This window comes from Streptomyces sp. NPDC030893 (assembly GCF_055571535.1).
The window spans coordinates 88,094-110,516 of sequence record NZ_JBVIFC010000007.1; the positions used below are offsets into that span (position 1 = coordinate 88,094).

At 71.3% G+C, this 22,423-nt stretch carries 20 protein-coding genes; 9 read left to right on the forward strand and 11 right to left on the reverse strand.

The annotated features are described in order from the left end of the window. Positions 1-176: 176 nt before the first annotated feature. Positions 177-1,511 carry a 4-aminobutyrate--2-oxoglutarate transaminase gene (gene gabT, locus ACZ434_RS15955; protein WP_468456043.1) on the forward strand — a complete coding sequence of 445 codons (1,335 nt, stop codon included), beginning with the start codon at positions 177-179 and terminating at the stop codon, positions 1,509-1,511. 431 nt (positions 1,512-1,942) lie between these two features. Next, positions 1,943-2,581, forward strand: coding sequence for a phosphatase PAP2 family protein (locus ACZ434_RS15960; RefSeq protein WP_468456045.1), 639 nt, complete (start codon positions 1,943-1,945; stop codon positions 2,579-2,581). Here the strand turns inward: ACZ434_RS15960 and ACZ434_RS15965 are convergent. The 7 genes from ACZ434_RS15965 to ACZ434_RS15995 form a co-directional block, all read right to left on the reverse strand. Then, positions 2,520-4,334, reverse strand: a complete 1,815-nt coding sequence (locus ACZ434_RS15965) for a chitinase (RefSeq protein WP_468456047.1) — start codon at positions 4,332-4,334, stop codon at positions 2,520-2,522. The genes ACZ434_RS15960 and ACZ434_RS15965 overlap by 62 nt on opposite strands. 86 nt (positions 4,335-4,420) lie before the next feature. Next, positions 4,421-5,839, reverse strand: a complete 1,419-nt coding sequence (locus ACZ434_RS15970) for an NAD(P)/FAD-dependent oxidoreductase (protein ID WP_468456049.1) — start codon at positions 5,837-5,839, stop codon at positions 4,421-4,423. A 24-nt stretch (positions 5,840-5,863) separates the two neighbouring features. After that, on the reverse strand, positions 5,864-6,667 hold the full coding sequence (locus ACZ434_RS15975) for an ABC transporter permease (protein ID WP_468456051.1): 804 nt from the start codon (positions 6,665-6,667) through the stop codon (positions 5,864-5,866). Further along, positions 6,668-7,591: an ABC transporter permease gene (locus tag ACZ434_RS15980; protein WP_468456053.1), complete on the reverse strand. Its 924-nt coding sequence runs from the start codon at positions 7,589-7,591 to the stop codon at positions 6,668-6,670. Then, entirely contained in the window at positions 7,591-8,781 is a 1,191-nt protein-coding gene (locus tag ACZ434_RS15985) for an ABC transporter ATP-binding protein (RefSeq protein ID WP_468456055.1), read from the reverse strand. Before ACZ434_RS15985 ends, ACZ434_RS15980 begins: the two co-directional genes overlap by 1 nt. Positions 8,782-8,785: 4 nt before the next feature. Beyond that, entirely contained in the window at positions 8,786-10,033 is a 1,248-nt protein-coding gene (locus ACZ434_RS15990) for a polyamine ABC transporter substrate-binding protein (protein WP_468456057.1), read from the reverse strand. Positions 10,034-10,082: 49 nt separating this feature from the next. Next, positions 10,083-11,618 carry a gamma-aminobutyraldehyde dehydrogenase gene (locus tag ACZ434_RS15995; protein WP_468456059.1) on the reverse strand — a complete coding sequence of 512 codons (1,536 nt, stop codon included), beginning with the start codon at positions 11,616-11,618 and terminating at the stop codon, positions 10,083-10,085. A gap of 221 nt (positions 11,619-11,839) precedes the next feature. On the opposite strand from ACZ434_RS15995, the gene ACZ434_RS16000 reads away from it, so the two are divergent. Then, complete coding sequence (locus tag ACZ434_RS16000) at positions 11,840-12,424, forward strand: NADAR family protein (protein WP_468456390.1); 585 nt, start codon at positions 11,840-11,842, stop codon at positions 12,422-12,424. Here the strand turns inward: ACZ434_RS16000 and ACZ434_RS16005 are convergent. Beyond that, positions 12,417-13,376, reverse strand: a complete 960-nt coding sequence (locus ACZ434_RS16005) for a hypothetical protein (RefSeq protein ID WP_468456061.1) — start codon at positions 13,374-13,376, stop codon at positions 12,417-12,419. The genes ACZ434_RS16000 and ACZ434_RS16005 overlap by 8 nt on opposite strands. A 153-nt stretch (positions 13,377-13,529) precedes the next feature. Between ACZ434_RS16005 and ACZ434_RS16010 the strand changes: the two genes are divergently transcribed. Both ACZ434_RS16010 and ACZ434_RS16015 read left to right on the forward strand, forming a co-directional pair. Beyond that, the gene (locus ACZ434_RS16010) at positions 13,530-14,597 is read left to right on the forward strand and encodes an adenosine deaminase (protein WP_468456063.1); all 1,068 of its coding nucleotides are present in this window, start codon (positions 13,530-13,532) and stop codon (positions 14,595-14,597) included. A gap of 38 nt (positions 14,598-14,635) precedes the next feature. Continuing rightward, positions 14,636-15,355 carry a glycerophosphodiester phosphodiesterase gene (locus ACZ434_RS16015; RefSeq protein ID WP_468456065.1) on the forward strand — a complete coding sequence of 240 codons (720 nt, stop codon included), beginning with the start codon at positions 14,636-14,638 and terminating at the stop codon, positions 15,353-15,355. A gap of 35 nt (positions 15,356-15,390) precedes the next feature. Here the strand turns inward: ACZ434_RS16015 and ACZ434_RS16020 are convergent, their stop codons facing one another. From ACZ434_RS16020 to ACZ434_RS16030, 3 genes are all read right to left on the reverse strand, one after another. Continuing rightward, a complete protein-coding gene (locus tag ACZ434_RS16020) occupies positions 15,391-15,879 on the reverse strand; it encodes a hypothetical protein (protein ID WP_468456067.1) in 489 nt (162 codons plus the stop codon). 62 nt (positions 15,880-15,941) lie between these two features. Further along, on the reverse strand, positions 15,942-16,481 hold the full coding sequence (locus ACZ434_RS16025; protein ID WP_468456069.1) for a hypothetical protein: 540 nt from the start codon (positions 16,479-16,481) through the stop codon (positions 15,942-15,944). A gap of 107 nt (positions 16,482-16,588) precedes the next feature. Further along, on the reverse strand, positions 16,589-18,028 hold the full coding sequence (locus ACZ434_RS16030; protein WP_468456071.1) for a gamma-aminobutyraldehyde dehydrogenase: 1,440 nt from the start codon (positions 18,026-18,028) through the stop codon (positions 16,589-16,591). 206 nt (positions 18,029-18,234) lie between these two features. Between ACZ434_RS16030 and ACZ434_RS16035 the strand changes: the two genes are divergently transcribed. The 4 genes from ACZ434_RS16035 to ACZ434_RS16050 all read left to right on the forward strand — a co-directional run bounded on the left by ACZ434_RS16035 (position 18,235) and on the right by ACZ434_RS16050 (position 22,400). Further along, on the forward strand, positions 18,235-18,753 hold the full coding sequence (locus ACZ434_RS16035; protein ID WP_344565635.1) for an Lrp/AsnC family transcriptional regulator: 519 nt from the start codon (positions 18,235-18,237) through the stop codon (positions 18,751-18,753). A gap of 2 nt (positions 18,754-18,755) precedes the next feature. Beyond that, positions 18,756-20,129: an aspartate aminotransferase family protein gene (locus ACZ434_RS16040; RefSeq protein ID WP_468456073.1), complete on the forward strand. Its 1,374-nt coding sequence runs from the start codon at positions 18,756-18,758 to the stop codon at positions 20,127-20,129. Positions 20,130-20,346: 217 nt separating this feature from the next. Continuing rightward, positions 20,347-21,096, forward strand: a complete 750-nt coding sequence (locus tag ACZ434_RS16045) for an ABC transporter ATP-binding protein (RefSeq protein ID WP_468456075.1) — start codon at positions 20,347-20,349, stop codon at positions 21,094-21,096. Beyond that, positions 21,078-22,400, forward strand: a complete 1,323-nt coding sequence (locus ACZ434_RS16050; RefSeq protein WP_468456077.1) for a hypothetical protein — start codon at positions 21,078-21,080, stop codon at positions 22,398-22,400. Before ACZ434_RS16045 ends, ACZ434_RS16050 begins: the two co-directional genes overlap by 19 nt. Positions 22,401-22,423: the final 23 nt, after the last annotated feature.

Genomic DNA, 22,423 nt, shown 5'->3' on the forward strand with positions numbered 1-22,423 from the left:
GTCCGCCCGCGGCGGCACCCCGCGCGCCCGGGCGGGAGGGTCCCGTGCCGCTATGTCCACCGCGGACAACCCGCCGCCCCGGACAACGCCCACATGGAGCATGCCCAGCCCCCACGCAGCGCCCTAGCCTGCGAGAAAAGAACGCACGTGTCCGAAACACCCCCCAGGAGCCCCGCATGACCGCACTTCCGCAGGAGCGCCGCGTCGTCACCGCCATCCCCGGCCCCAAGTCGCAGGAGCTGCAGGCCCGCCGCACCGCCGCGGTCGCGCAGGGCGTGGGCTCCGTACTGCCCGTCTTCACCGCACGCGCGGGCGGCGGGATCATCGAGGACGTCGACGGCAACCGGCTGATCGACTTCGGCTCCGGCATCGCCGTGACGTCCGTCGGCGCCTCCGCCGAGGCCGTCGTCCGCCGTGCCTCCGCCCAGCTCGCCGACTTCACGCACACCTGCTTCATGGTCACGCCGTACGAGGGTTACGTGGCCGTCGCCGAGGCGCTCGCCGAGCTGACGCCGGGCGACCACGCCAAGAAGTCCGCGCTGTTCAACAGCGGCGCGGAGGCCGTCGAGAACGCCGTGAAGATCGCGCGTGCCTACACCAAGCGGCAGGCGGTCGTCGTGTTCGACCACGGCTACCACGGCCGCACCAACCTCACAATGGCGCTGACCGCGAAGAACATGCCGTACAAGCACGGCTTCGGCCCGTTCGCGCCGGAGGTGTACCGCGTCCCGGTCGCCTACGGCTACCGCTGGCCGACCGGTGCGGAGAACGCCGGTCCGGAGGCCGCCGCGCAGGCCGTCGACCAGATCTCCAAGCAGGTCGGCGCCGAGAACGTGGCCGCGATCATCATCGAGCCCGTGCTCGGCGAGGGCGGCTTCATCGAGCCGGCGAAGGGCTTCCTGCCCGCGATCAGCGAGTTCGCGAAGGACAACGGCATCGTCTTCGTCGCCGACGAGATCCAGTCGGGCTTCTGCCGCACCGGCCAGTGGTTCGCCTGCGAGGACGAGGGCATCGTCCCGGACCTGATCACCACGGCGAAGGGCATCGCGGGCGGTCTGCCGCTGGCCGCCGTCACCGGCCGCGCGGAGATCATGGACGCCGCGCACTCCGGCGGCCTGGGCGGCACCTACGGCGGCAACCCGGTGGCCTGCGCCGGCGCGCTCGGCTCCATCGAGACCATGAAGGAGCTGGACCTCAACGCCAGGGCCAGGAACATCGAGACGGTCATGAAGACCCGTCTGACCGCCATGGCCGAGAAGTTCGACGTCATCGGCGACGTCCGCGGCCGTGGCGCGATGATCGCCATCGAGCTGGTCAAGGACCGCGGCACCAAGGAGCCCCACCCCGAGGCCACCGCCGCCCTGGCGAAGGCCTGCCACCAGGAGGGCCTGCTGGTCCTGACCTGTGGCACCTACGGCAACGTCCTGCGTTTCCTGCCGCCGCTGGTCATCGGCGAGGACCTGCTGAACGAGGGCCTCGACATCATCGAGCAGGCGTTCGCACGCATCTGAGCGGGCATCGGGGCAGGTGAGCCGCCTGCCCCGGACCGCCGGGGCCGGTGAACGGCAGAGCGTGTGAAGAAGGTGTGCGGGGTGGATGACAGGGGCCCGTCGGCCCTGTCGCCGCGCCACCCGCTGCCGTAGGTTTCTCCGCGGATGAGAGATACACCCCGCCCACAGGGAACTGTGGACGGCTCAGGCCGGGGCCTCCCCAGCTTCGACCTGGTCGTGCCCTCGCGCACACAACCGGGGCCCGAGGGCCCCGGGTCTCCTCACGATCGGACGGTCGCCCGCCCCACACCCCCCGGGGCGCGCGGCGTTCCGGTCCGGACGGCCGTCCGGGATCCTCATACGGCAAGCCGTTCCCGAAGGGCCGACGCATACCCCCCCTTGCGCCGGCCCTTCGGCGCGCCGTCGGCCGCCGGCCTGCGAAGCTGGGCGGCATGCTGCTGCTCGGACCGCTCGTTCTCCTCTTCGCGCTGATCACCTGGCAGGTCCTCGTCGACGGACCGCTGGTGGATCTCGACGAGCGGCTCAGCGCATCCCTCGTCCGGCCGGACCGGGCCTCCGAACTGCTCGCGGACCTCGGCAACATCGAGGTCGCCGTGCCGGTCCTGGCGGTCGCGCTGGCGTTCGTCGCGTGGCACGGAAGCGCGAGAGGCGGTGACCGCTGGTGGCTGCCGCCCCTCGCCGGGGCCGTCGCGATGGCGCTGGTGCCGGTGCTGGTCGCGCCGCTGAAGGAGTGGACCGACCGCCCGGGCACACCTGCCGTGCCGCCCGCGGTCGGCTACTACCCCTCCGGCCACACCGCCACCGCCGTCGTGGCGTACGGCGCGGCGACGCTGCTGCTCCTTCCGCTGCTGCGGTCGCCGGCCGTACGCCGTGCGCTGGCCGTGCTCTGCGGCGCCCTGGTGCTGGGCGCCTCGTACGGGCTGGTGCGCCGGGGCTACCACTGGCCGCTGGACGTGGCGGCCAGTTGGTGCCTCGGCGCGGTGCTGCTGATCGGCGTGTGGCGGGTGGTCAGCCGAAGTAGCCGTCGAAGGTCCGCTGGAACTCCCAGCCTCCGAACCGGTCCCAGTTGATCGACCAGGTCATCAGCCCGCGCAGGGCGGGCCAGGTCCCGTGGGTCGCGTAGGAGCCGCAGTTCGTGCGCTTGGTCAGGCAGTCCAGGGCCTTGGTGACCTCGGCCGGGGACACGTACCCGTTGCCGGCGTTGGTGGTGGCCGGCATGCCGATGGCGACCTGGTCGGCGCGCAGCGGCGGGAAGACGTTGTCCGCGTCGCCCGCGACCGGGAAGCCGGTGAGCAGCATGTCCGTCATGGCGATGTGGAAGTCGGCGCCGCCCATGGAGTGGTACTGGTCGTCCAGGCCCATGATCGGGCCGGAGTTGTAGTCCTGGACGTGCAGCAGGGTCAGGTCGTCGCGCATGGCGTGGATGACCGGGAGGTAGGCGCCCGCCCTCGGGTCCTGGCCGCCCCACTTGCCGGTGCCGTAGTACTGGTAACCGAGCTGGACGAAGAAGGTCTCCGGGGCCATGGTCAGCACGAAGTCGTCGCCGTACTTGGCCTTGAGGGTCTTCAGGGCCGAGATCAGGTGGACGATCACCGGGGTCTTCGGGTTCCTGAAGTCCGTGTCGTCGGCGTTCAGGGAGAGGGAGTGGCCCTCGAAGTCGATGTCCAGGCCGTCGAGTCCGTACTCGTCGATGATCTTCGAGACGGAGGAGACGAAGGTGTCGCGGGCCGCCGTGGTGGTGAGCTGCACCTGCCCGTTGGCGCCGCCGATGGAGATCAGCACCTTCTTGCCGGCCGCCTGCTTGTCCTTGATCGCGGCCTTGAACTCGGCGTCGCTCTCCACTCCCGGGCACTCGGAGGCGGGGCACCGGTCGAAGCGGATGTCGCCGGAGGTGGCGGTGGTCGGCTCGCCGAAGGCCAGGTCGATGACGTCCCAGCTGTCGGGCACGTCGGCCAGGCGGGTGTAGCCGGAGCCGTTGGCGAAGCTGGCGTGGAGGTAGCCGACCAGGGCGTGGGGCGGGAGGTCGGAGGGGCCGCCGCCCGAGTCGGGTTCACCGGTCGTCGCGGTGACGGTGGCCGAACGGGCCGACTCCCCCGCGTCGTTGACGGCCGTGACCTGGAAGGCGTACGCCGTCCTCGGCGACAGTCCGGTGATGGTGGCCGACGTGCCGGTCACCGTCCGGACCTTGGTGCCGTCGCGGTAGACCGCGTAGCCGGTGGCGCCGGCGACCGGTGACCAGGACAGGGCGACACTCGTCGAGGTGACGGTGGGGGTCGTGAGCCCGGTGGGCGGCGGGGGCGGCTGACCCGTCTCGCCGCCCGGTCCGACGAGGGTGATGTCGTCGGCGTGGTAGGCGCCGGTGCCGTACCAGCCGTGGGTGTAGATCGTGACGCGGGTGGTGGCGGGGCCGGTGCGGAAGGTGGTGGTGAGCGGCTGCCAGTCGGGGGCGGACTGGGCCCAGGTGGAGACGTCGGTGGTGCCGGTGCCGCTCGCGCCGAGGTGGACGTAGCTGCCGCGGACGTGGCCGGAGAGGGTGTACTGGGAGTCCGGCTTGACGGTGACCGTCTGTGCGCAGCGGGCGTTGTCGGCGCCCGCCGGGGTGGCCTTGAGCGCCGACGTCCCGCTGCGCACAGGTGAGTTCACGGTCGTGCCGGAGGTGCAGCTCCAGCCGTCGAGGCCGGCTTCGAAGCCGCCGTTGCGGGCGAGGTCCGCGTCCGCCGCGCCGGCGGCCGGCGAGAGCGCGGCCATGCCGGTCGCGGCGAGTGCGGTGACGGTGAGCAACGCGACGAGGGAGCGGCGCGCACGAGGTCTGGAGCGGTCCACAAGAGCCTCCGGGCAGGGGGGAAGGGGAGGGGTGGAGCGCGCTCAATTTGGTCCAGACCAATTCGGTTGTCAAGCCCCCGCGTAGCTCAACTGTCGAAGCCCAGGCCCAACTTGTCCATCGTCCGCAGCCACAGGTTGCGGCGTCCGTCCTGGGCGTCCGCCCTGGCCAGGGACCACTTGGTGAGGGCGATGCCGGTCCAGGCGAAGGGTTCCGGCGGGAACGGCAGCGGCTTTCTGCGCACCATCTCCAGCTCCGTGCGCTCGGTCCGCTCCCCCGCCAGCAGATCCAGCATCACCTCGGCCCCGAAGCGGGTGGCGCCCACCCCGAGCCCGGTGTAGCCGGCCGCGTACGCCACCCGGCCCGCGTGTGCCGTGCCGAAGAACGCCGAGAAGCGGGAGCAGGTGTCGATCGCGCCGCCCCAGGCGTGGGTGAAGCGCACGCCCTCCAGCTGCGGGAAGCAGGTGAAGAAGTGCCCGGCGAGCTTGGCGTACGTCTCCGGGCGGTCGTCGAGCTCGGCGCGCACCCGGCCGCCGTACGGGTAGATCGCGTCGTAGCCGCCCCACAGGATCCGGTTGTCGGCGGACAGCCGGAAGTAGTGGAACTGGTTGGCGCCGTCCCCGAGGCCCTGGCGGTTCTTCCAGCCGATCGAGTCGAGCTGCCCGGGGGTGAGCGGCTCGGTCATCAGCGCGTAGTCGTACACCGGGACCGTGTAGGAGCGGACCCGGCGGACCAGGCTGGGGAAGACGTTGGTGCCGAGCGCCACCGCGCGGGCGCGGATCGCCCCGTACGGGGTGCGTACGGCCATGCCGGCGCCGTACGCCTTCAGGGTGAGGGCGGGGGTGTGCTCGTACACGCGGACGCCGAGGTCGAGGCAGGCCCGCTTCAGTCCCCAGGCGAGCCGGGCCGGGTGGAGCATCGCCACGCCCCGGCGGTCGTACAGGCCGGCCCGGAAGGTCGGGGAGTTCACCTGGTCCCGTACGGCATCCGCGTCCAGGTACTCGACGCCGTCGGCGAGATTCCTCCCCCGGATCTCGTCGTACCAGTCCTTGAGCTCCCGGGCCTGGTACGGCTCGGTGGCCACGTCGATCTCTCCGGTGCGTTCGAAGTCGCAGTCGATGGCGTGGCGGGCGACCGTCTCCTCGATGGCGTCGAGGTTGCGGGCGCCCAGCCGCTCCAGGGTGTGGATCTCGTCCGGCCAGCGGGTCAGTCCGTTGGACAGCCCGTGGGTGAGGGAGGCGGCGCAGAACCCGCCGTTGCGGCCCGAGGCGGCCCAGCCCACCTCGCGGCCCTCCACCAGCACGACGTCCCGGGAGGGGTCGCGCTCCTTGGCGACCAGCGCGGTCCACAGTCCGCTGTAGCCGCCGCCCACGACGAGCAGGTCGCAGGTCTCGGCGCCGGTGAGGGCCGGCTCGGGGGCCGGCCTGCCGGGGTCGTCCAGCCAGTAGGAGACCGGGCGGGCCTCGGAAAGGGATTTCGTCCAGCGGCTCATGGCGCCAGGGGCCATGATGTCAACTCCCTACGGTGCTTTTTATGCCTTCTGCCGGTTGCGGCGTTTACCGATGACCATGGATACCAGGACCAGCGACACGGCGATGACGAACATGGCCGTACCGATCACGTTGATCTGCACGGGAGTTCCGCGCTGCGCGGAGCCCCACACGAACATCGGGAAGGTGACGGTCGAACCGGCGTTGAAATTCGTGATGATGAAATCGTCGAAGGAGAGCGCGAAGGCGAGCAGCGCGCCCGCCGCGATACCGGGGGCGGCGATCGGCAGCGTGACCCGCAGGAACGTCTGCACCGGGCCGGCGTACAGATCCTGCGCGGCCTGCTCCAGCCTCGGGTCCATCGACATCACGCGCGCCTTCACGGCGACCACGACGAAGCTGAGACAGAACATGATGTGGGCGATCAGGATCGTCCAGAAGCCCAGCTGGGCGCCCATGTTGAGGAAGAGCGTGAGCAGCGAGGCCGCCATGACCACCTCGGGCATCGCCATCGGCAGGAAGATCAGCGAGTTCACGGCACCGCGGGCACGGAAGCGGTAGCGGACCAGCGCGAAGGCGATCATCGTGCCGAGCAGGGTGGCGCCGAGCGTCGCCCACAGCGCGATCTGGAGGCTGAGCGACAGGGAGGCGCACAGCCCGGAGACACCGCAGGGGTCCTGCCACGCCTCGGTGGAGAATTCCTGCCACGTGTAGTTGAAACGCCCCTTCGGATTGTTGAAGGAGAACACGGTGACGACGATGTTCGGCAGGAGGAGATAGGCGAGGGTGAACAGTCCCGCGATGACGACGAGACGGCGCTTGAGCCAGTTGATGACGAAGGTCATTTAAACCAGATCCTCCGTGCCGGACTTGCGGATGTAGAACGTGACGATGACGAGGATCGCGGCCATCAGGATGAAGGAGAGCGCCGCGGCCGTCGGATAGTCGAGGATCCGCAGGAATTGGGACTGGATGACGTTGCCGACCATGCGGGTGTCGGTGGAGCCGAGCAGGTCCGAGTTGATGTAGTCGCCGGACGCCGGGATGAAGGTCAGCAGCGTGCCGGAGACCACGCCCGGCATCGACAGCGGGAAGGTGACCCGGCGGAAGGTGGTCGACGGCTTGGCGTAGAGGTCGTTCGCCGCCTCGTGCAGCCGGGGGTCGATGCGCTCCAGCGAGGTGTAGAGCGGCAGGATCATGAACGGCAGGAAGTTGTACGTCAGACCGCACACCACCGCCAGCGGAGTGGCGAGCACCCGGTCGCCGGCGGTCCAGCCGAGCCAGGCGGTGACGTCCAGGACGTGCAGGGCGTTCAGGGCGTCGACCACCGGGCCGCCGTCGGCGAGGATCGTCTTCCAGGCGAGGGTGCGGATCAGGAAGCTGGTGAAGAACGGCGCGATCACCAGGATCATGATCAGGTTCCGCCAGCGTCCCGCGCGGAAGGCGATCAGATAGGCCAGCGGGTAGCCGAGCAGCAGGCACAGCACGGTCGCGGAGGCCGCGTAGAGCACCGAGCGGACGAACTGCGGCCAGTACTCCGACAGCGCGTCCCAGTAGGTGGCGAAGTGCCAGGTGACCTGGTAGCCCTCCTCCAGGGAGCCCGTCTGCACGGACGTGGATGCCTGGTAGATCACCGGCAGCGCGAAGAAGACGAACAGCCACAGCAGTCCGGGCAGCAGGAGCAGGTACGGCGTCCAGCGGCCCCTTCTGCGTGAAGGTTTCCTCTCGGGGGCCGGCGCCACGGGTGGCGCCTGGGTGAGCGTGGTCATCAGGCGGCCTCTTCCTCGACCGTCCCGACACCCGCGGAGCCCTCTGTCCCTGCAAGCATGGACTGCGCCGCGTCCAGTCCGAAGGTGTGCGCCGGGTCCCAGTGCAGGACGACCTCGGCGCCGGGTGCCAGCCGGGCGTCGCGGTCGATGTTCTGCACGTAGACCTCGAAGTCGGAGCAGACGGGGCTGTCGACGACGAACTGCGTGGAGACGCCGATGAAGCCGGCGCCGGTGATGCGGCCGGTGAGGCGGTTGCGGCCCTCGGGTATCCCGCCGGCGTCGTCGGCGTGGGTGAGGGAGATCTTCTCCGGGCGCACCCCGACCAGCACCTTGCCGCCGGTCGTCGCGGGGGCACTGCTGCGGGCCTCGGGCAGTACGAGCTTGCCGCCGCCCGCCTTGAGGACGAGGTTCCCGCCGGACGTGGAGTCGACCTCGGCCTCGATGAAGTTGGAGGTGCCGAGGAAGTTGGCGACGAAGGTGGTGCGCGGGTTCTCGTAGAGGTCGGCGGGGGAACCGAGCTGCTCGACCCGGCCGGCGTTCATCACGGCGACCGTGTCGGCCATGGTCATGGCCTCCTCCTGGTCGTGCGTGACGTGCACGAAGGTGATGCCGACCTCGGTCTGGATGCGCTTGAGCTCCAGCTGCATCTGGCGGCGCAGTTTGAGGTCGAGGGCGCCGAGCGGCTCGTCGAGGAGGAGCACCTTGGGGTGGTTGATCAGCGCGCGGGCCACGGCGACCCGCTGCTGCTGGCCGCCGGAGAGCTGGTGCGGCTTCTTGCGGGCCTGCTCGCCGAGCTGGACCAGCTCCAGCATCTCCTCGACCTGCTTCTTCACGCTCTTGATGCCGCGCCGGCGCAGACCGAAGGCGACGTTCTCGAAGATGTCGAGGTGCGGGAAGAGGGCGTACGACTGGAAGACGGTGTTCACCGGCCGCTTGTACGGCGGCAGCGCGGTGACGTCCTGGTCGCCGAGGTGGACGGTGCCCACGGTGGGCTCCTCCAGGCCGGCGATCATGCGCAGGGTGGTGGTCTTGCCGCAGCCGGACGCGCCGAGCAGGGCGAAGAAGGAGCCCTCCGGGACGGTCAGGTCGAGGGGGTGCACGGCGGTGAAGGAGCCGTAGGTCTTGCCGATGCCGGTGAGGCGCACGTCCCCGCCGTGGCCGGGCGCGGTGGTGTCTTTGGTGGTCTTCATCTCGTCACGCCCCAGTGAGCTTCGCGAACTTCTCTTCGAATTCCGTCTCTTCCTTGGAGCTCAGGGAGCGGAAGGCACGGGACTTGGACTGCATGTCCTTGTCGGGGAGGATCAGCGGGTTGTTCGCCGCGTCCTCGTCGATCTTCGCGAGCTCGTCCTTCACTCCCTCGACCGGGCAGACGAAGTTGATGTAGGCGGCGAGCTCCGCGGCCGCCCGCGGCTCGAAGTAGTAGTCGATGAGCCGCTCGGCGTTGGTCTTGTGCCGGGCCTTGTTGGGGACCAGCAGGTTGTCGCTGGACATCATGTAGCCGCTGTCGGGGATCAGGAAGTCGATGTCCGGGTTGTCCGCCTTCAGCTGGACGACGTCCCCGGCCCAGGCGACACAGGCCGCGAAATCGCCCTTGCTGATGTCGGCGGTGTAGTCGTTGCCGGTGAAGCGGCGTATCTGTCCCTTGTCGACGGCCTTCTGGAGCCGGGCGATCCCCGCGTCGTAGTCGTCGGCGGTGAACTTCTCCGGCTCCTTGCCCATGTCGAGCAGGGTCAGGCCCATGGTGTCGCGCATCTCGGTGAGCAGACCGACGCGGCCCTTGAGCTTCGGGTTGTCCAGCAGGTCGGAGAGGGTCTTCACCTCCACGCCGTCGAGGGCCTTCTTGTTGTAGGCGATGACGGCCGCGATGCCCTGCCAGGGGTAGGAGTAGGCGCGGCCCGGGTCCCAGTCGGGGCTGCGGAACTGGGGCGACAGGTTGGCGAAGGCGTTCGGCAGGTTGGCCGGGTCGAGCTTCTGCACCCAGCCGAGGCGGATCAGGCGCGCGGCCAGCCAGTCGGTGAGGACGATGATGTCGCGGCCGGTGTCCTGGCCGGCGGCGAGCTGCGGCTTGATCTTGCCGAAGAACTCGGTGTTGTCGTTGATGTCCTCGGTGTACTTGACCTTGATGCCTGTGCGTTCGGTGAACGCGTCCAGCGTCGGGTGGTTGCGCCCGCTCTCGTCGACGTCCATGTACTCGGTCCAGTTGGAGAAGTTGACGGACTTCTCCTCCTTCGAGTGGTCCTCCGCCGGGACACCGCCCCGGGTGTTTCCGGCGGCGGGGATGCCGCAGGCGCTCAGCGCGCCGAGTCCGCCCACCGCGAGCGCGCCGCCCGCTGAGGCGCGCAGCAGGGAACGGCGGGTCAGGGCCGCCCTGCCGCCGCGGAAACTGCGCCGCACGGCGGCCTCCTGGGCCGGCGAGAGGCGGTCGGGCTCGTACTGCTCCATGCGCGTGGTGCCCTTTCGGGAGGATGGCCGCGGTCGGGCGGCCTGGCTGCTATCGGTCCCCGAAGACGGTGCGGTGCCAGTCCTTGCGGACCACCGCCGTGTTGTCGAACATGACGTGCTTGATCTGGGTGTACTCCTCGAACGAGTACGCGGACATGTCCTTGCCGAAGCCGGACGCCTTGTATCCGCCGTGCGGCATCTCGCTGATGATCGGGATGTGGTCGTTGATCCACACGCACCCCGCCTTGATCTCGCGGGTGGCCCGTCCCGTGCGGTACACGTCCCGGCTCCACGCGGAGGCGGCGAGTCCGTACGGGGTGTCGTTGGCCAGCGCGATGCCCTCGTCGTCGGTGTCGAAGGGCAGGACGACCAGCACCGGACCGAAGATCTCGGACTGCACGACCTCGCTGTCCTGCGCCGCGTCGGCGATGAGCGTGGGGCGATAGTACGCGCCGTTCGCCAGTTCGCCCAGAGGCGTCTCCCCGCCGGTCACCACGCGTGCCGAGGAGCGCGCCCGGTCGACGAAGCCGGCCACCCGGTCCCGCTGGGCGTGCGAGATCAGCGGGCCGAGGTCGGTGCCGGGGGCGAAGGGGTCGCCGAGCCGGACGGTCTCCATCAGGGCGGCGGTGCGCTCGACGAACGCCTCGTAGAGCGGGCGCTGTACGTACGCGCGGGTGGCGGCGGTGCAGTCCTGCCCGGTGTTGATCAGCGCGCCGGCGACCGCGCCGTTGACGGCGGCGTCGAGGTCGGCGTCGTCGAAGACCAGGAAGGGTGCCTTGCCGCCGAGTTCGAGGTGGATGCGCTTGACGGTGGCGGTGGCGATCTCGGCGACCCGCTTGCCGACGGCGGTGGAGCCGGTGAAGGAGGTCATGGCCACGTCGGGGTGGCCGACCAGGTGCTCACCGGCCTCCTTGCCGGTCCCGGTGACGATGTTGACCACACCGTCCGGGATTCCGGCGTCGGTGGCGGCCTGCGCGAAGAGCAGCGAGGTCAGCGGGGTGAGCTCGGCGGGCTTGAGGACGACGGTGTTGCCCGCGGCGACGGCCGGGAGGATCTTCCAGGCGGCCATCTGGAGCGGGTAGTTCCAGGGGGCGATGGAGCCGACCACGCCGATGGGCTCGCGGCGGACGTAGGAGGTGTGGTCGCCCGAGTACTCGCCGGCCGACTGGCCCTGCAGGTGGCGGGCGGCGCCGGCGAAGTAGGCGATGTTGTCGATCGTGCCGGGGACGTCGAACTCGCGGCTCAGCTTCAGGGGCTTGCCGCACTGCAGCGACTCCGCGCGGGCGAAGTCCTCGGCGCGCTCGGCCACCACGGCGGCGAACCGGTGCAGGGCGTCGGACCGCTCACCGGGGGTGGCGCCGGCCCAGGCCGGGAAGGCCTCCCGCGCGGCGGCGACCGCCGCGTCGACGTCGTCGGTGCCGGCCAGGACGTAGGTGTACACCTCCGCGCCGGTGGCCGGGTCGACGACCGCGTGGGTACGGCCCGAGGTGCCCTTGGTCAGGCGGCCCGCGATGAACTGCGCTCCGTCCGCGAACCGGTCCTGGGCGGGAAATCGTTCCGGGGTGGCGTTGCCCGGGTTGTGCATGTCGCGCTCCTCCGTGTCCCCGAGGGGGGCGGCGTGGCTCCAGCTCGATTTGAGTGCCGATCCTGGCAGAGCAACGAGACTCCAACAAGTGATTCCGTTGTTGAATTTTGGTTACGCAACGGAATCTGTCGACCAGATGTCGAGTGGCCACGGAAAGGGCAGGACGGAATGTCAGTGGTTCCTGCCAGACTCGTGTGCAGGCGAGGATCATGGGGGTGGCGATGAGCGGGACGGCGGGGACGGCGATCGGTTCCAGGGAGGCGCTGATCGAAGCGCTGGCGGCCGGGGAGCGGGTGAAGTACCTGCACTTCTGGGGGCACCGGCCGTTGCCCGGCGGGCGGATCGGGGCGAGCTGTCTGAGTCAGTGGTGGCCGTCGCCGTTCACGGTGGACGGCGTGGCGTACGCGACCGCCGAGCACTGGATGATGGCGGCGAAGGCCCGGCTCTTCGCGGACCCGGAGGGCGAGCGGCGGGTGCTGGCCGCGGAGCATCCCGCCGGGGCGAAGAAGGCCGGGCGGCTGGTGCGGGGCTTCGACGAGGCGATATGGCGCCGGGAGCGGTTCCGGATCGTCGTGGAGGGCAGCGTGCACAAGTTCTCGGCCCACGACGACCTGCGGGCGTTCCTGCTGAACACCGGCGACCGGGTGCTGGTCGAGGCGAGCCCGGTCGACCGGGTGTGGGGCATCGGCCTCGCGGCGGACGCCGAGGGGGCGTGCGACCCGGGGCGGTGGCGGGGGCCGAACCTGCTGGGCTTCGCCCTGATGGAGGCGCGGGGGCGGCTCCGGGCGGCGGCTGCCGCTAGCTGAGCAGGAAGATCACGGCCAGGACGAGGCCCAGGGTGATGCCGACCGATCCGCAGATGATCCCGGTCAGGGCCTGCCCCCCGTTCGTGGCCTCGCCCCGCAGGGCCTTGCTCCGGCCGATCCCGCCGAAGATCACGGCCAGCACACCCAGCAGGACGGCCACCGGCCAGAGGCAGAAGACGACGGCCGAGACGATCCCGAGCACCAGTCCGGTGACGCCCATGGCGTTGTTCGGCATCGGTGGGGTGCCGGACCAGCCGGGGTAAGCCTGCGCCGGGGCGGCGCCGTATCCGCCGCCGGCCGGGTAGCCGTAGGGGATCCGGCCGGGCCCTTCGGGACCGATGGGCGGGGGCGGCACGGGCTCACCGCCGGCCGGGGGTGCGAACGGTGTGGCGGCGGGAGTGGGCGCGGCCGGTGGCACGGGGGCGGACGGACCGGCCCACGGCGAGGGCGGAGTGGAGCCGCCGCCCGTCGCCGGGAAGGACGTCACCGTCTGCCGGTCGTGCACGGAGGAGGAGGGCGTGGCGGGTGCGGAAGGCGTGGCGGGTGCGGTGGGTGCGGACCAGGGCGTGGGGCCGCCCGCGACGACCGTCTCACCCGGACCGCCCGCCACGACCGTCTCACCCGGACCGCCCGCGACGACCGTCTCACCCGGACCGCCGGCCACGACCGTCTCACCGGGACCGCCGGCCGCCCGGCCGCCCGGGCCGGTGTCCGACGCCGGGGCGGTGAAGTCCGAGGGCAGCGCCCAGGGATCGTCGGGGGCGGCCGCGGCGGGCCGCGTCTCGGTGGTCCGCGCGTCCACCAGCGAACCGTCCTGCGCCTGGGCGTCCTGCGCACCGCCGTCGGCCGGTGCCGGCCACATCTGCGCGCCGTGCGGACCGCCCGGCTGCGTGCCACCCCCGGTCTCCTGCCGCTTCTTCGGCGTCTGCGGCGTCTGCGCGTCGTCGGCCATGCGCTGGGGCCCCCTCCGTCGGACGTCCCGTCATGCTACGGCCCGCGTCCGCCCCGTGCGCGCCCGGCCTACGATGATCCCCGAACCGCCGATCAGCCGATCACCCGCGTCCCGCCGCACCCCGGCCGGGGACGCCGTTCCCGGGGAGGAACCATGACCGACCGCCTCGACACGGCCACCGCCGGCCAGGTCCGTGACCTGCGCGCCTTCATCGCCGGACTGCCCAAGGCCGAACTGCACGTCCACCACGTCGGCTCCGCCTCCCCCCGCATCGTCTCGGAGCTGGCCGCCCGCCACCCCGACTCCAAGGTCCCGACCGACCCCGAGGCGCTCGCCGACTACTTCACCTTCACGGACTTCGCCCACTTCATCGAGGTGTACCTGTCCGTCGTCGACCTGGTCCGCACCCCCGAGGACGTCCGGCTGCTCACCTTCGAGGTGGCCCGCGAACTGGCCCGGCAGCAGGTGCGGTACGCCGAGCTGACGATCACCCCGTTCTCCTCCACCCGCCGGGGCATCGACGAACGGGCCTTCATGGACGCCATCGAGGACGCCCGCAAGGCCGCCGAGACCGAGTTCGGGACCGTGCTGCGGTGGTGCTTCGACATCCCCGGCGAGGCGGGGCTGGAGTCCGCCGAGGAGACCGTGCGCATGGCCACCGACGGCCGGCTGCGCCCGGAGGGCCTGGTCTCCTTCGGTCTCGGCGGACCCGAGATCGGCGTGCCCCGCCCCCAGTTCAAGCCGTACTTCGACCGCGCCATCGCCGCCGGACTGCGCTCCGTGCCGCACGCCGGCGAGACCACCGGGCCGGAGACGGTGTGGGACGCGCTCATCGAGCTGGGCGCCGAGCGCATCGGCCACGGCACCAGCTCCGCCCGCGACCCCAAGCTGCTCCGGCACCTGGCCGAGCGGCGCATCGCGCTGGAGGTGTGCCCCACCTCCAACATCGCCACCCGCGCGGTGGCCACGCTCGACGAACACCCCATCAGGCAGTTCGTCGAGGCCGGCGTCCTGGTGACGGTGGGCTCCGACGACCCGCCGATGTTCGGCACCGACCTCGACAACGAGTACGCGGTCGCCGCGCGCCTGCTGGACCTCGACGAGCGGGGCGTGGCCGACCTGGCGAAGAACGGGGTCGAGGCGTCGTTCCTGGACGCCGCCGGCAAGACGCGGCTGGCCGCGGAGATCGACACCTACACCGCCGCCTGGCTCGCCTCCTGAGCACCCCGCGAGGGACCGTCGTTCCGCGAAGGACCACCATGAAGAACGTGACCGCCGTGGCGCACCGCGGCGACCCCTACCGCGTCCGCGAGAACACCCTCGCCTCGCTGCGTTCCGCGCTGCACCGGGGCGCGGACGCCGTGGAGGTCGACGTACGCCTCACCCGGGACGGCGTGCCGGTGCTGCTGCACGACGGGACGCTGAAGCGGCTGTGGGAGCACGACCGGCCGCTGTCGACGCTGTCGTGGGCGGAGGTGCGCGGGCTGACGCAGGACGGAGTGCCGGCGCTGTCCGACGCGCTGGCGGCGACGGAGGGCAGCCGGGTGATGATCGACCTGCCCGGCGAGCCGGACGTCCGTGCCGCGCGCCGGATCGTGGACGCCGTGCGCGAGAGCGGCGCCCAGGACCGGGTCTACTACTGCGCGGGCGCCCCCGCCATGCTCGCCGTACGCGCGGCGGACCCGTCCGCCGAGATCGCGCTCACCCGGACGACCCGGGCGCCGGCCCGCGCGGGCCTCCTCGCGGCGATCCGCCCGCGCTGGCTGAACTACCGCTTCGGACTGGTGGACCGGGCCCTCGCCGAGCGCGTCCACCGCGACGGCTGCCTGCTGTCCGTCTGGACCCCGGACACCCGCCGGTCCATGCGCCGGCTGCTGGCGGCGGGCGTCGACTCCATCACCACCAACCGCGTCGACGTCCTGTGCGCGCTCCGCGCGGACGCGCGGGCCGCCGGGGCCCCTCACGTCCGGCGGCCGTAGCCGGCCGGGGCCGGGATGCCGGCCCCGGCCGGGGCTCAGATGCCCATGGAGGCCATCTCGATCGCGGAACGGTAGTTGGCCGCGGTCGTCACCACACAGGCGCGGTAGGTCCGGTTGTCCTTCACGGCCAGGAAGTAGTCGCGCAGGTTCTTCCAGTAGTTGACGAGGTAGCCGAGACCGGGGACGAAGCCCGGCGGGCGCGGCACGAGGGAGAACGCCTCACTGCACCGGAGGATCTCCCCGGTGGCCGTGGACAGGACCCCGGCCACCTCGGCGTTCATGTTCCAGCCGGCCGCCAGTTGCGGCGTCCAGATCGCGCCGGCCACTTCCCTGAGCCGCTGCTGCTCCTCCGGGGTCGGATCGCTCGTCACCCCCGCCGCCACCGGCACCGGCGCCGTGGCCGGCGGTGCGCCGGCCGCGACCGCCGCCGGTCCCGCGGCCACCGCGGCGATCACCGCCGCCGTCACCACGACACAGGCCCGCAGCCCCCGCCGTCCCGCCCCGGTGCGCCCCGCTGTCGTCATCGCCCGTCCCCTCCCGTAGCCCTCGCCCCCGGCCGGTCGCGCCGGGGGCCGGGCCGACCGTGTCACGGGCCGGGGACACGGTCAACGGCGGCAATGCGCCACGTTCCGGGCCCGAGCGCCTCCAGGCGCTTGATCTTCCTGCGCACGAGGTACAGCGGGATCACGCCGAACACGCCGAACGCCATGTCGATGACGCTCCACCAGAAGGGGATGCCGCGGATCGGGCCGCAGACCAGGGCGAGCGGGATGATGCCGGCGCAGGCGATCATGCCGAACTCGATGACCCAGATGTTGCGGACGGGGTCGCGGTAGGGCCCGTAAAAGGCGACCGCGATCACGAGGTGGGCGAAGGCGAGCCAGTCCGTTCCGTAGAGGAGGAAGGGGTATTCGGCGTCGGCGGTGTCGAGTCCCTCGCGTACGCGCTCGATCCAGTCCATGAGGCCGGGGAGGTGGTCCGGTGCGCCCAGGGAACGGAGCGCTTCCTCGGCCCAGCGCAGTTCGTGCACCAGGGGGAACGCCGTGACGCCGCTGAGCACCAGGCAGACGACGAAGAACACCAGCCAGGCGCGAATGCCCTTGAGCAGGGCGGCTCTGTCGCTCATGGCAGCAGCGTACGCCGAGAGTTGAACATGTTCAAAAATGGGTCCGGCCCCTGGAGACACGTCGGCCCCGGACGGTGACGCACCGTCCGGGGCCGACGCTTCGACGCCTATGCGTCCAGGGACGTCATGACGTGCTTGATCCGGGTGTAGTCGTCGAAGCCGTACGCCGAGAGGTCCTTGCCGTAGCCGGACTTCTTGAAGCCGCCGTGCGGCATCTCCGCGACCAGCGGGATGTGGGTGTTGATCCACACGCAGCCGAAGTCGAGCTTCTTGGACATGCGCATCGCGCGGGAGTGGTCCTTGGTCCACACCGAGGACGCCAGCGCGTACTCCACGCCGTTGGCGAACTCGACGGCCTGGTCCTCGTCGGTGAAGCGCTGGACGGTGATGACCGGGCCGAAGACCTCCTTCTGGATGATCTCGTCGTCCTGGTTCAGACCGGAGACGACGGTCGGCGCGTAGAAGTAGCCCTTGTCGCCGACCCGCTTGCCGCCGGCCTCCACGCGCGCGTGCGCGGGCAGCCGCTCGATGAAGCCCTCGACCTGCGCGAGCTGGTTGGCGTTGTTGAGCGGGCCGAACAGCACGTCCTCGTCGTCCGGCAGACCCGTCCTGGTGTCCGCGGCCGCCTTGGCGAGCGCGGAGACGAACTCGTCGTGGATCGACTCGTGGACCAGCACGCGCGTGGCGGCCGTGCAGTCCTGGCCGGCGTTGAAGAAGCCGGCCTCCGAGATGCCCGCGACGGCACCCGCGATGTCGGTGTCCTCGAAGACGACGACCGGGGCCTTGCCGCCCAGCTCCAGGTGGACCCGCTTGAGGTCCTTGGAGGCGGACTCGGCGACCGACATGCCGGCCCGCACCGAACCGGTGATGGAGGCCATCGCCGGAGTCGGGTGCTCGACCATCAGCCGGCCGGTGTCACGGTCGCCGCAGATGACGTTGAAGACGCCCTTGGGCAGCACCGAGCCGAGGATCTCGGCGAGCAGGACCGTGGAGGCGGGGGTGGTGTCCGAGGGCTTCAGCACCACCGTGTTGCCCGCGGCGATCGCCGGGGCGAACTTCCACACGGCCATCATCATCGGGTAGTTCCACGGCGCGACCTGCGCGCAGACGCCGACCGGCTCACGGCGCACGATGGAGGTCAGGCCCTCCATGTACTCGCCGGCCGAGCGGCCCTCGAGCATCCGCGCCGCGCCCGCGAAGAAGCGGATCTGGTCCACCATCGGCGGGATCTCCTCGGTGCGGGTCAGCCCGATGGGCTTGCCCGTGTTCTCCACCTCGGCCGCGATGAGTTCCTCGGCGCGCTCCTCGAAGGCGTCCGCGATCTTCAGCAGCGCCTTCTGCCGCTCGGCCGGAGTGGTGTCGCGCCAGCCCGGGAACGCCTCGGCCGCGGCCGCCATCGCGGCGTCCACATCCGCCTGCCCGGAGAGCGGAGCGGTCGCGTACGCCTCGCCCGTCGCGGGGTTGACCACCTCGGTGGTCCGTCCGTCGGCGGCGTCCCGGAACTCCCCGCCGATGTAGTTGCGCAGACGACGCAGCTCGGTGCTCACTGCAGGCCCTCCTGGTGATCCTTGTCGGTGTGTCCGAGGTGTTCGGGGACGAGTTGTCCGGGCGTCCACCCTCTGAGACACCCACCCTAAACCGACGGCTGTCGTTTTCAACACCCCCACCCGCCCCGCTCCTGCGAAATCCGTACGTCGAGACCACGCAGACAACGAATTTCATCGATTACGCCTTGCGAAACTGTCGATACGTCGTGCACAGTGGCACCGTGGCCAGTCGAAGCGCAGACCCGAAGGACTCCCGCGAGTCCAAGAACGGCGGCGGTCCCCAGTTGGACGCCGTCTCCCTCGCCATCATCGAGCAGCTCCAGGAGGACGGCCGCCGGCCCTACGCCGCCATCGGCAAGGCCGTGGGTCTGTCGGAGGCGGCCGTGCGCCAGCGCGTCCAGAAACTGCTCGACCAGGGCGTGATGCAGATCGTCGCCGTCACGGACCCGCTCACCGTGGGCTTCCGCCGGCAGGCGATGGTCGGGGTCAACGTGGAGGGCGACGTGGAGTCCGTGGCCGACGCGCTGACCGCCATGGACGAGTGCGAGTACGTGGTGATGACCGCGGGGTCCTTCGACCTCATGGTCGAGATCGTCTGCGAGGACGACGACCACCTCCTGGAGGTCATCAACCGGCGCATCCGCGCCGTCCCCGGAGTGCGTTCCACCGAGAGTTTCGTCTACCTCAAGCTCAAGAAGCAGACCTACATGTGGGGAACCCGATAACCGTGAGCACCGACAGCACCGAGGATCTCAGCAAGTCCGCGTACGACCACCTGTGGATGCACTTCACCCGCATGTCCTCGTACGAGAACTCCCCCGTCCCCACGATCGTCCGGGGCGAGGGCACCCACATCTACGACGACAAGGGCAAGCGCTACCTCGACGGCCTCGCGGGGCTGTTCGTGGTGCAGGCGGGTCACGGCCGTCAGGAACTCGCCGAGACCGCCGCCAAGCAGGCGCAGGAGCTGGCCTTCTTCCCCGTGTGGTCCTACGCCCACCCCAAGGCCGTGGAACTCGCGGAGCGGCTCGCGCACGAGGCGCCGGGCGACCTCAACAAGGTCTTCTTCACCACCGGCGGCGGCGAGGCGGTGGAGACCGCCTGGAAGCTCGCCAAGCAGTACTTCAAGCTCGTCGGCAAGCCGACCAAGTACAAGGTCATATCCCGCGCGGTGGCCTACCACGGCACCCCGCAGGGCGCCCTGTCCATCACCGGACTGCCGGGTCTGAAGGCCCCGTTCGAGCCGCTGGTGCCGGGCGCGCACAAGGTGCCCAACACCAACATCTACCGCGCCCCGCTCTTCGGTGACGACCCGGAGGCGTTCGGCCGCTGGGCCGCCGACCAGATCGAGCAGCAGATCCTCTTCGAGGGCCCGGACACGGTCGCGGCGGTCTTCCTGGAGCCGGTGCAGAACGCCGGCGGCTGCTTCCCGCCCCCGCCCGGCTACTTCCAGCGCGTGCGCGAGATCTGCGACCAGTACGACGTGCTGCTCGTCTCCGACGAGGTCATCTGCGCCTTCGGCCGCCTCGGCACCACCTTCGCCTGCGACAAGTTCGGCTACGTGCCGGACATGATCACCTGCGCCAAGGGCATGACCTCGGGCTACTCCCCGATCGGCGCCTGCATCATCTCCGACCGGCTCGCCGAGCCGTTCTACAAGGGCGACAACACCTTCCTGCACGGCTACACCTTCGGCGGCCACCCGGTCTCCGCCGCCGTCGGAATCGCCAACCTCGACCTGTTCGAGCGCGAGGGCCTCAACCGGCACGTGCTCGACAACGAGGGCGCCTTCCGCGCCACCCTGGAGAAGCTGCACGACCTGCCGATCGTCGGCGACGTGCGCGGCAACGGCTTCTTCTACGGCATCGAGCTGGTCAAGGACAAGGACACCAAGGAGTCCTTCGACGCCGACGAGACCGAGCGCGTGCTGTACGGCTTCCTGTCGAAGAAGCTCTTCGAGAACGGCCTGTACTGCCGTGCCGACGACCGCGGCGACCCGGTCGTCCAGCTCGCCCCGCCGCTGATCTCCAACCAGGAGACCTTCGACGAGATCGAGCAGATCCTGCGCGCCACCCTCTCGGAGGCGTGGACCAAGCTGTAGGCCGTCCGAGTTCCCGATCTTCCTTCTGGATGATCAACACCGGCCCCGGTGCCGCCCGTTCGAGTGAGAAACGGCGGTCCGGGGCCGCGTACTGTCCGACCATCCGCCCTTACCTGCCTAGCGTGCCTGTGACCGATCGGCCGCGCCTTCGTTCCCCCGGACGGGGGACATCCCCTCATCGCGCACGGCATTTCCGATCCGAACCGAGGTGTACGCCATGGTGGCCCCACCGGACAACGACGTGCTCTGGGCGCGTGCCCTGCACTTCCGGCACGACGACGGCTCACCCGGACTGAGCGGGGTCTCGCTCGGCGTCCGGGAGGGCGAGATCCTCGCCGTCGGCGGCCCGCGCGGCAGCGGCAAGACCACCCTGCTGCGCTGTCTGTCCGGCCTGCTGCCCGTGAAGAGCGGCGAGGTCTGGTTCAACAGCGTGCCCGTGCACACCATGAGCCCGGTCGCCCGCGAGCGGCTGCGCCGGGACCGCTTCGGCTGGATCGACCCGGCCCCGCTGCTCGTGGCGGAGCTGAACGTCTGGGAGAACGCCGCCCTGCCGCTGATGCTGCGCGGCACCGGCCGGCGCCGCGCCAAGACGGCGGCCCTGGAGTGGCTGGAGCGCCTGGACATCGGTGACAGGGCCCGCAGACACCCCGACGAGCTGACGCACGCCGAGCGGCAGCGGGTGTGCATCGCCCGCGCCCTCGCCCCGGCGCCCTCGGTGCTGTTCGCCGACGAGCCGACCGCCCCCCTGCACCGGGTCGACCGCGCGCACGTCCTGCGCACGCTCACCACCGCCGCCCGCTCCCACGGCATCACCGTGGTCCTCGCCACGCACGAGGCGCAGACCGCGGCCCTGGCCGACCGCACCGTGTCGCTGCTCGACGGGCGGCGCGTGCGCACCGTCCACCTGCCGCCGGTCCCCGGGGCGGCCGAGACGGAAGGCCGGGCGGCGTGCTCGCTCTCCGTCTGAGCCTCGGCGCCCACCCCGCCGTCCAGCTGCGCCGGCTCCTCGTCGCGGCCGCGTCGGCCGGCACGGGCTTCCTGCTGCTGAGCGCCCTCGGCCATGCCCTGGCCCACCCGGACCCGTCCGTCTCCGCGCTCCGGCTGGCCTGGTGCGCGGCCCCGCTGGCCGCCACGGTGTACTTCGCGGTCGCGGTCGCCCGCACCGATCCGGGCACCCGGCCCAGGCCCGGTCTGTCGGCGGTCGGTCTCGGTCCCGCCCGGCTCATGGCGATCTCCGCGGCCACCACGGCCCTGTCCTGCCTGCTGGGCTCGGCGCTGGCGCTGCTGGTCTTCCTCCAGCTGCGGGGCGACCTCACGGCCCTGCCCTTCGACAGCTCCGGCACCGACTTCCTCGCGGCCGGCCGGCCGCTTCCGCTGCCGGCGGCACTGACCCTGCTGGCGCTGGTGCCGCTGAGCGCGTCGGCGGCGGTGGCGGTGGCGCTGCGGCCGCGCGAGCCGGTGGCGGGCGTTCCCCGGGTGACACGCGCGTACGGCCGGTTCGGCGCGTACCGGCGCACGGCGGCACTGGAGTCCTTCGGGGCGTACGGCAGGTTCGGCAAGCAGTTCGGGGCGTCGTCGCGCGGCCGGCGTACGGCCGTGGCGGCACCGGAGCGGGAGGGCACCGCGGAGGCCGCGGACGCCACCGGCAGCGCGCCCGAGGCCGCCGACGTTCCGCCCGCCGTCCCGCCGGCTCCGCCGCCCGGGCTGCCGTGGGGCATCACGGTGCTGGCGGTGGGGCTGGCCGTCGAGGCCTTCGCGAGCCGTCCGGGCCCCGGCACGCCGGGCGACCGGCCGGCCGCGCTGCTCGGGCTGGCGCTGGCCTGTGTCGGACTGGCCCTCGCCGGTCCCGGCCTGACGCATCTGTGCGGCCGGCTGCTCCAGACGGCCCGCCCGGGTGCCCTGCGGCTGCTGGCCGGACGGGTGCTCATGACCGAGGCCACGCGCATCGGGCGCCCGCTGGGGGTGGTCTGCGCGGTGATGGCGGCCGCGTACGCCATGGCCTCGCTGCACGACCGCGAGGACGCCTCGTCCGCTCCGCTCGTCGCGCTCGGAGTGCTGCTGGTGGCCGGCTGCACGGTGGCGACCCTGCTGACCGCGGCCGTCGAGACCAGGCAGACCCGCGCCGAGACGACCGCCGCGCTCCGGCGCCTGGGGGCGCCCCCGGTGACCCTGCGCAAGGCGGCCGCGCTCCGCGCGGGTGCGCTGCTGGCGCTGTTCGGGCCGTTGTCGGTGGTCGTGGCGGAGCTGTCGACGTGGCCGCTGACCGGCTGAGGGCCGTGCGGAGAACCGATCAC

What these genes read in the sequence shown, in the direction of transcription:
- ACZ434_RS16045 (WP_468456075.1), top strand. Translation starts at nt 20,347, where the DNA reads ATGGTGGCCCCACCGGACAACGACGTGCTCTGGGCGCGTGCCCTGCAC.
- ACZ434_RS16010 (WP_468456063.1), top strand. Translation starts at nt 13,530, where the DNA reads ATGACCGACCGCCTCGACACGGCCACCGCCGGCCAGGTCCGTGACCTG.
- ACZ434_RS16020 (WP_468456067.1), bottom strand. Translation starts at nt 15,879, where the DNA reads ATGACGACAGCGGGGCGCACCGGGGCGGGACGGCGGGGGCTGCGGGCC.
- ACZ434_RS15960 (WP_468456045.1), top strand. Translation starts at nt 1,943, where the DNA reads ATGCTGCTGCTCGGACCGCTCGTTCTCCTCTTCGCGCTGATCACCTGG.
- ACZ434_RS16005 (WP_468456061.1), bottom strand. Translation starts at nt 13,376, where the DNA reads ATGGCCGACGACGCGCAGACGCCGCAGACGCCGAAGAAGCGGCAGGAG.
- ACZ434_RS15970 (WP_468456049.1), bottom strand. Translation starts at nt 5,839, where the DNA reads ATGGCCCCTGGCGCCATGAGCCGCTGGACGAAATCCCTTTCCGAGGCC.
- gabT (WP_468456043.1), top strand. Translation starts at nt 177, where the DNA reads ATGACCGCACTTCCGCAGGAGCGCCGCGTCGTCACCGCCATCCCCGGC.
- ACZ434_RS16025 (WP_468456069.1), bottom strand. Translation starts at nt 16,481, where the DNA reads ATGAGCGACAGAGCCGCCCTGCTCAAGGGCATTCGCGCCTGGCTGGTG.
- ACZ434_RS16000 (WP_468456390.1), top strand. Translation starts at nt 11,840, where the DNA reads ATGAGCGGGACGGCGGGGACGGCGATCGGTTCCAGGGAGGCGCTGATC.
- ACZ434_RS15990 (WP_468456057.1), bottom strand. Translation starts at nt 10,033, where the DNA reads ATGGAGCAGTACGAGCCCGACCGCCTCTCGCCGGCCCAGGAGGCCGCC.
- ACZ434_RS15985 (WP_468456055.1), bottom strand. Translation starts at nt 8,781, where the DNA reads ATGAAGACCACCAAAGACACCACCGCGCCCGGCCACGGCGGGGACGTG.
- ACZ434_RS15980 (WP_468456053.1), bottom strand. Translation starts at nt 7,591, where the DNA reads ATGACCACGCTCACCCAGGCGCCACCCGTGGCGCCGGCCCCCGAGAGG.
- ACZ434_RS15995 (WP_468456059.1), bottom strand. Translation starts at nt 11,618, where the DNA reads ATGCACAACCCGGGCAACGCCACCCCGGAACGATTTCCCGCCCAGGAC.
- ACZ434_RS16015 (WP_468456065.1), top strand. Translation starts at nt 14,636, where the DNA reads ATGAAGAACGTGACCGCCGTGGCGCACCGCGGCGACCCCTACCGCGTC.
- ACZ434_RS15975 (WP_468456051.1), bottom strand. Translation starts at nt 6,667, where the DNA reads ATGACCTTCGTCATCAACTGGCTCAAGCGCCGTCTCGTCGTCATCGCG.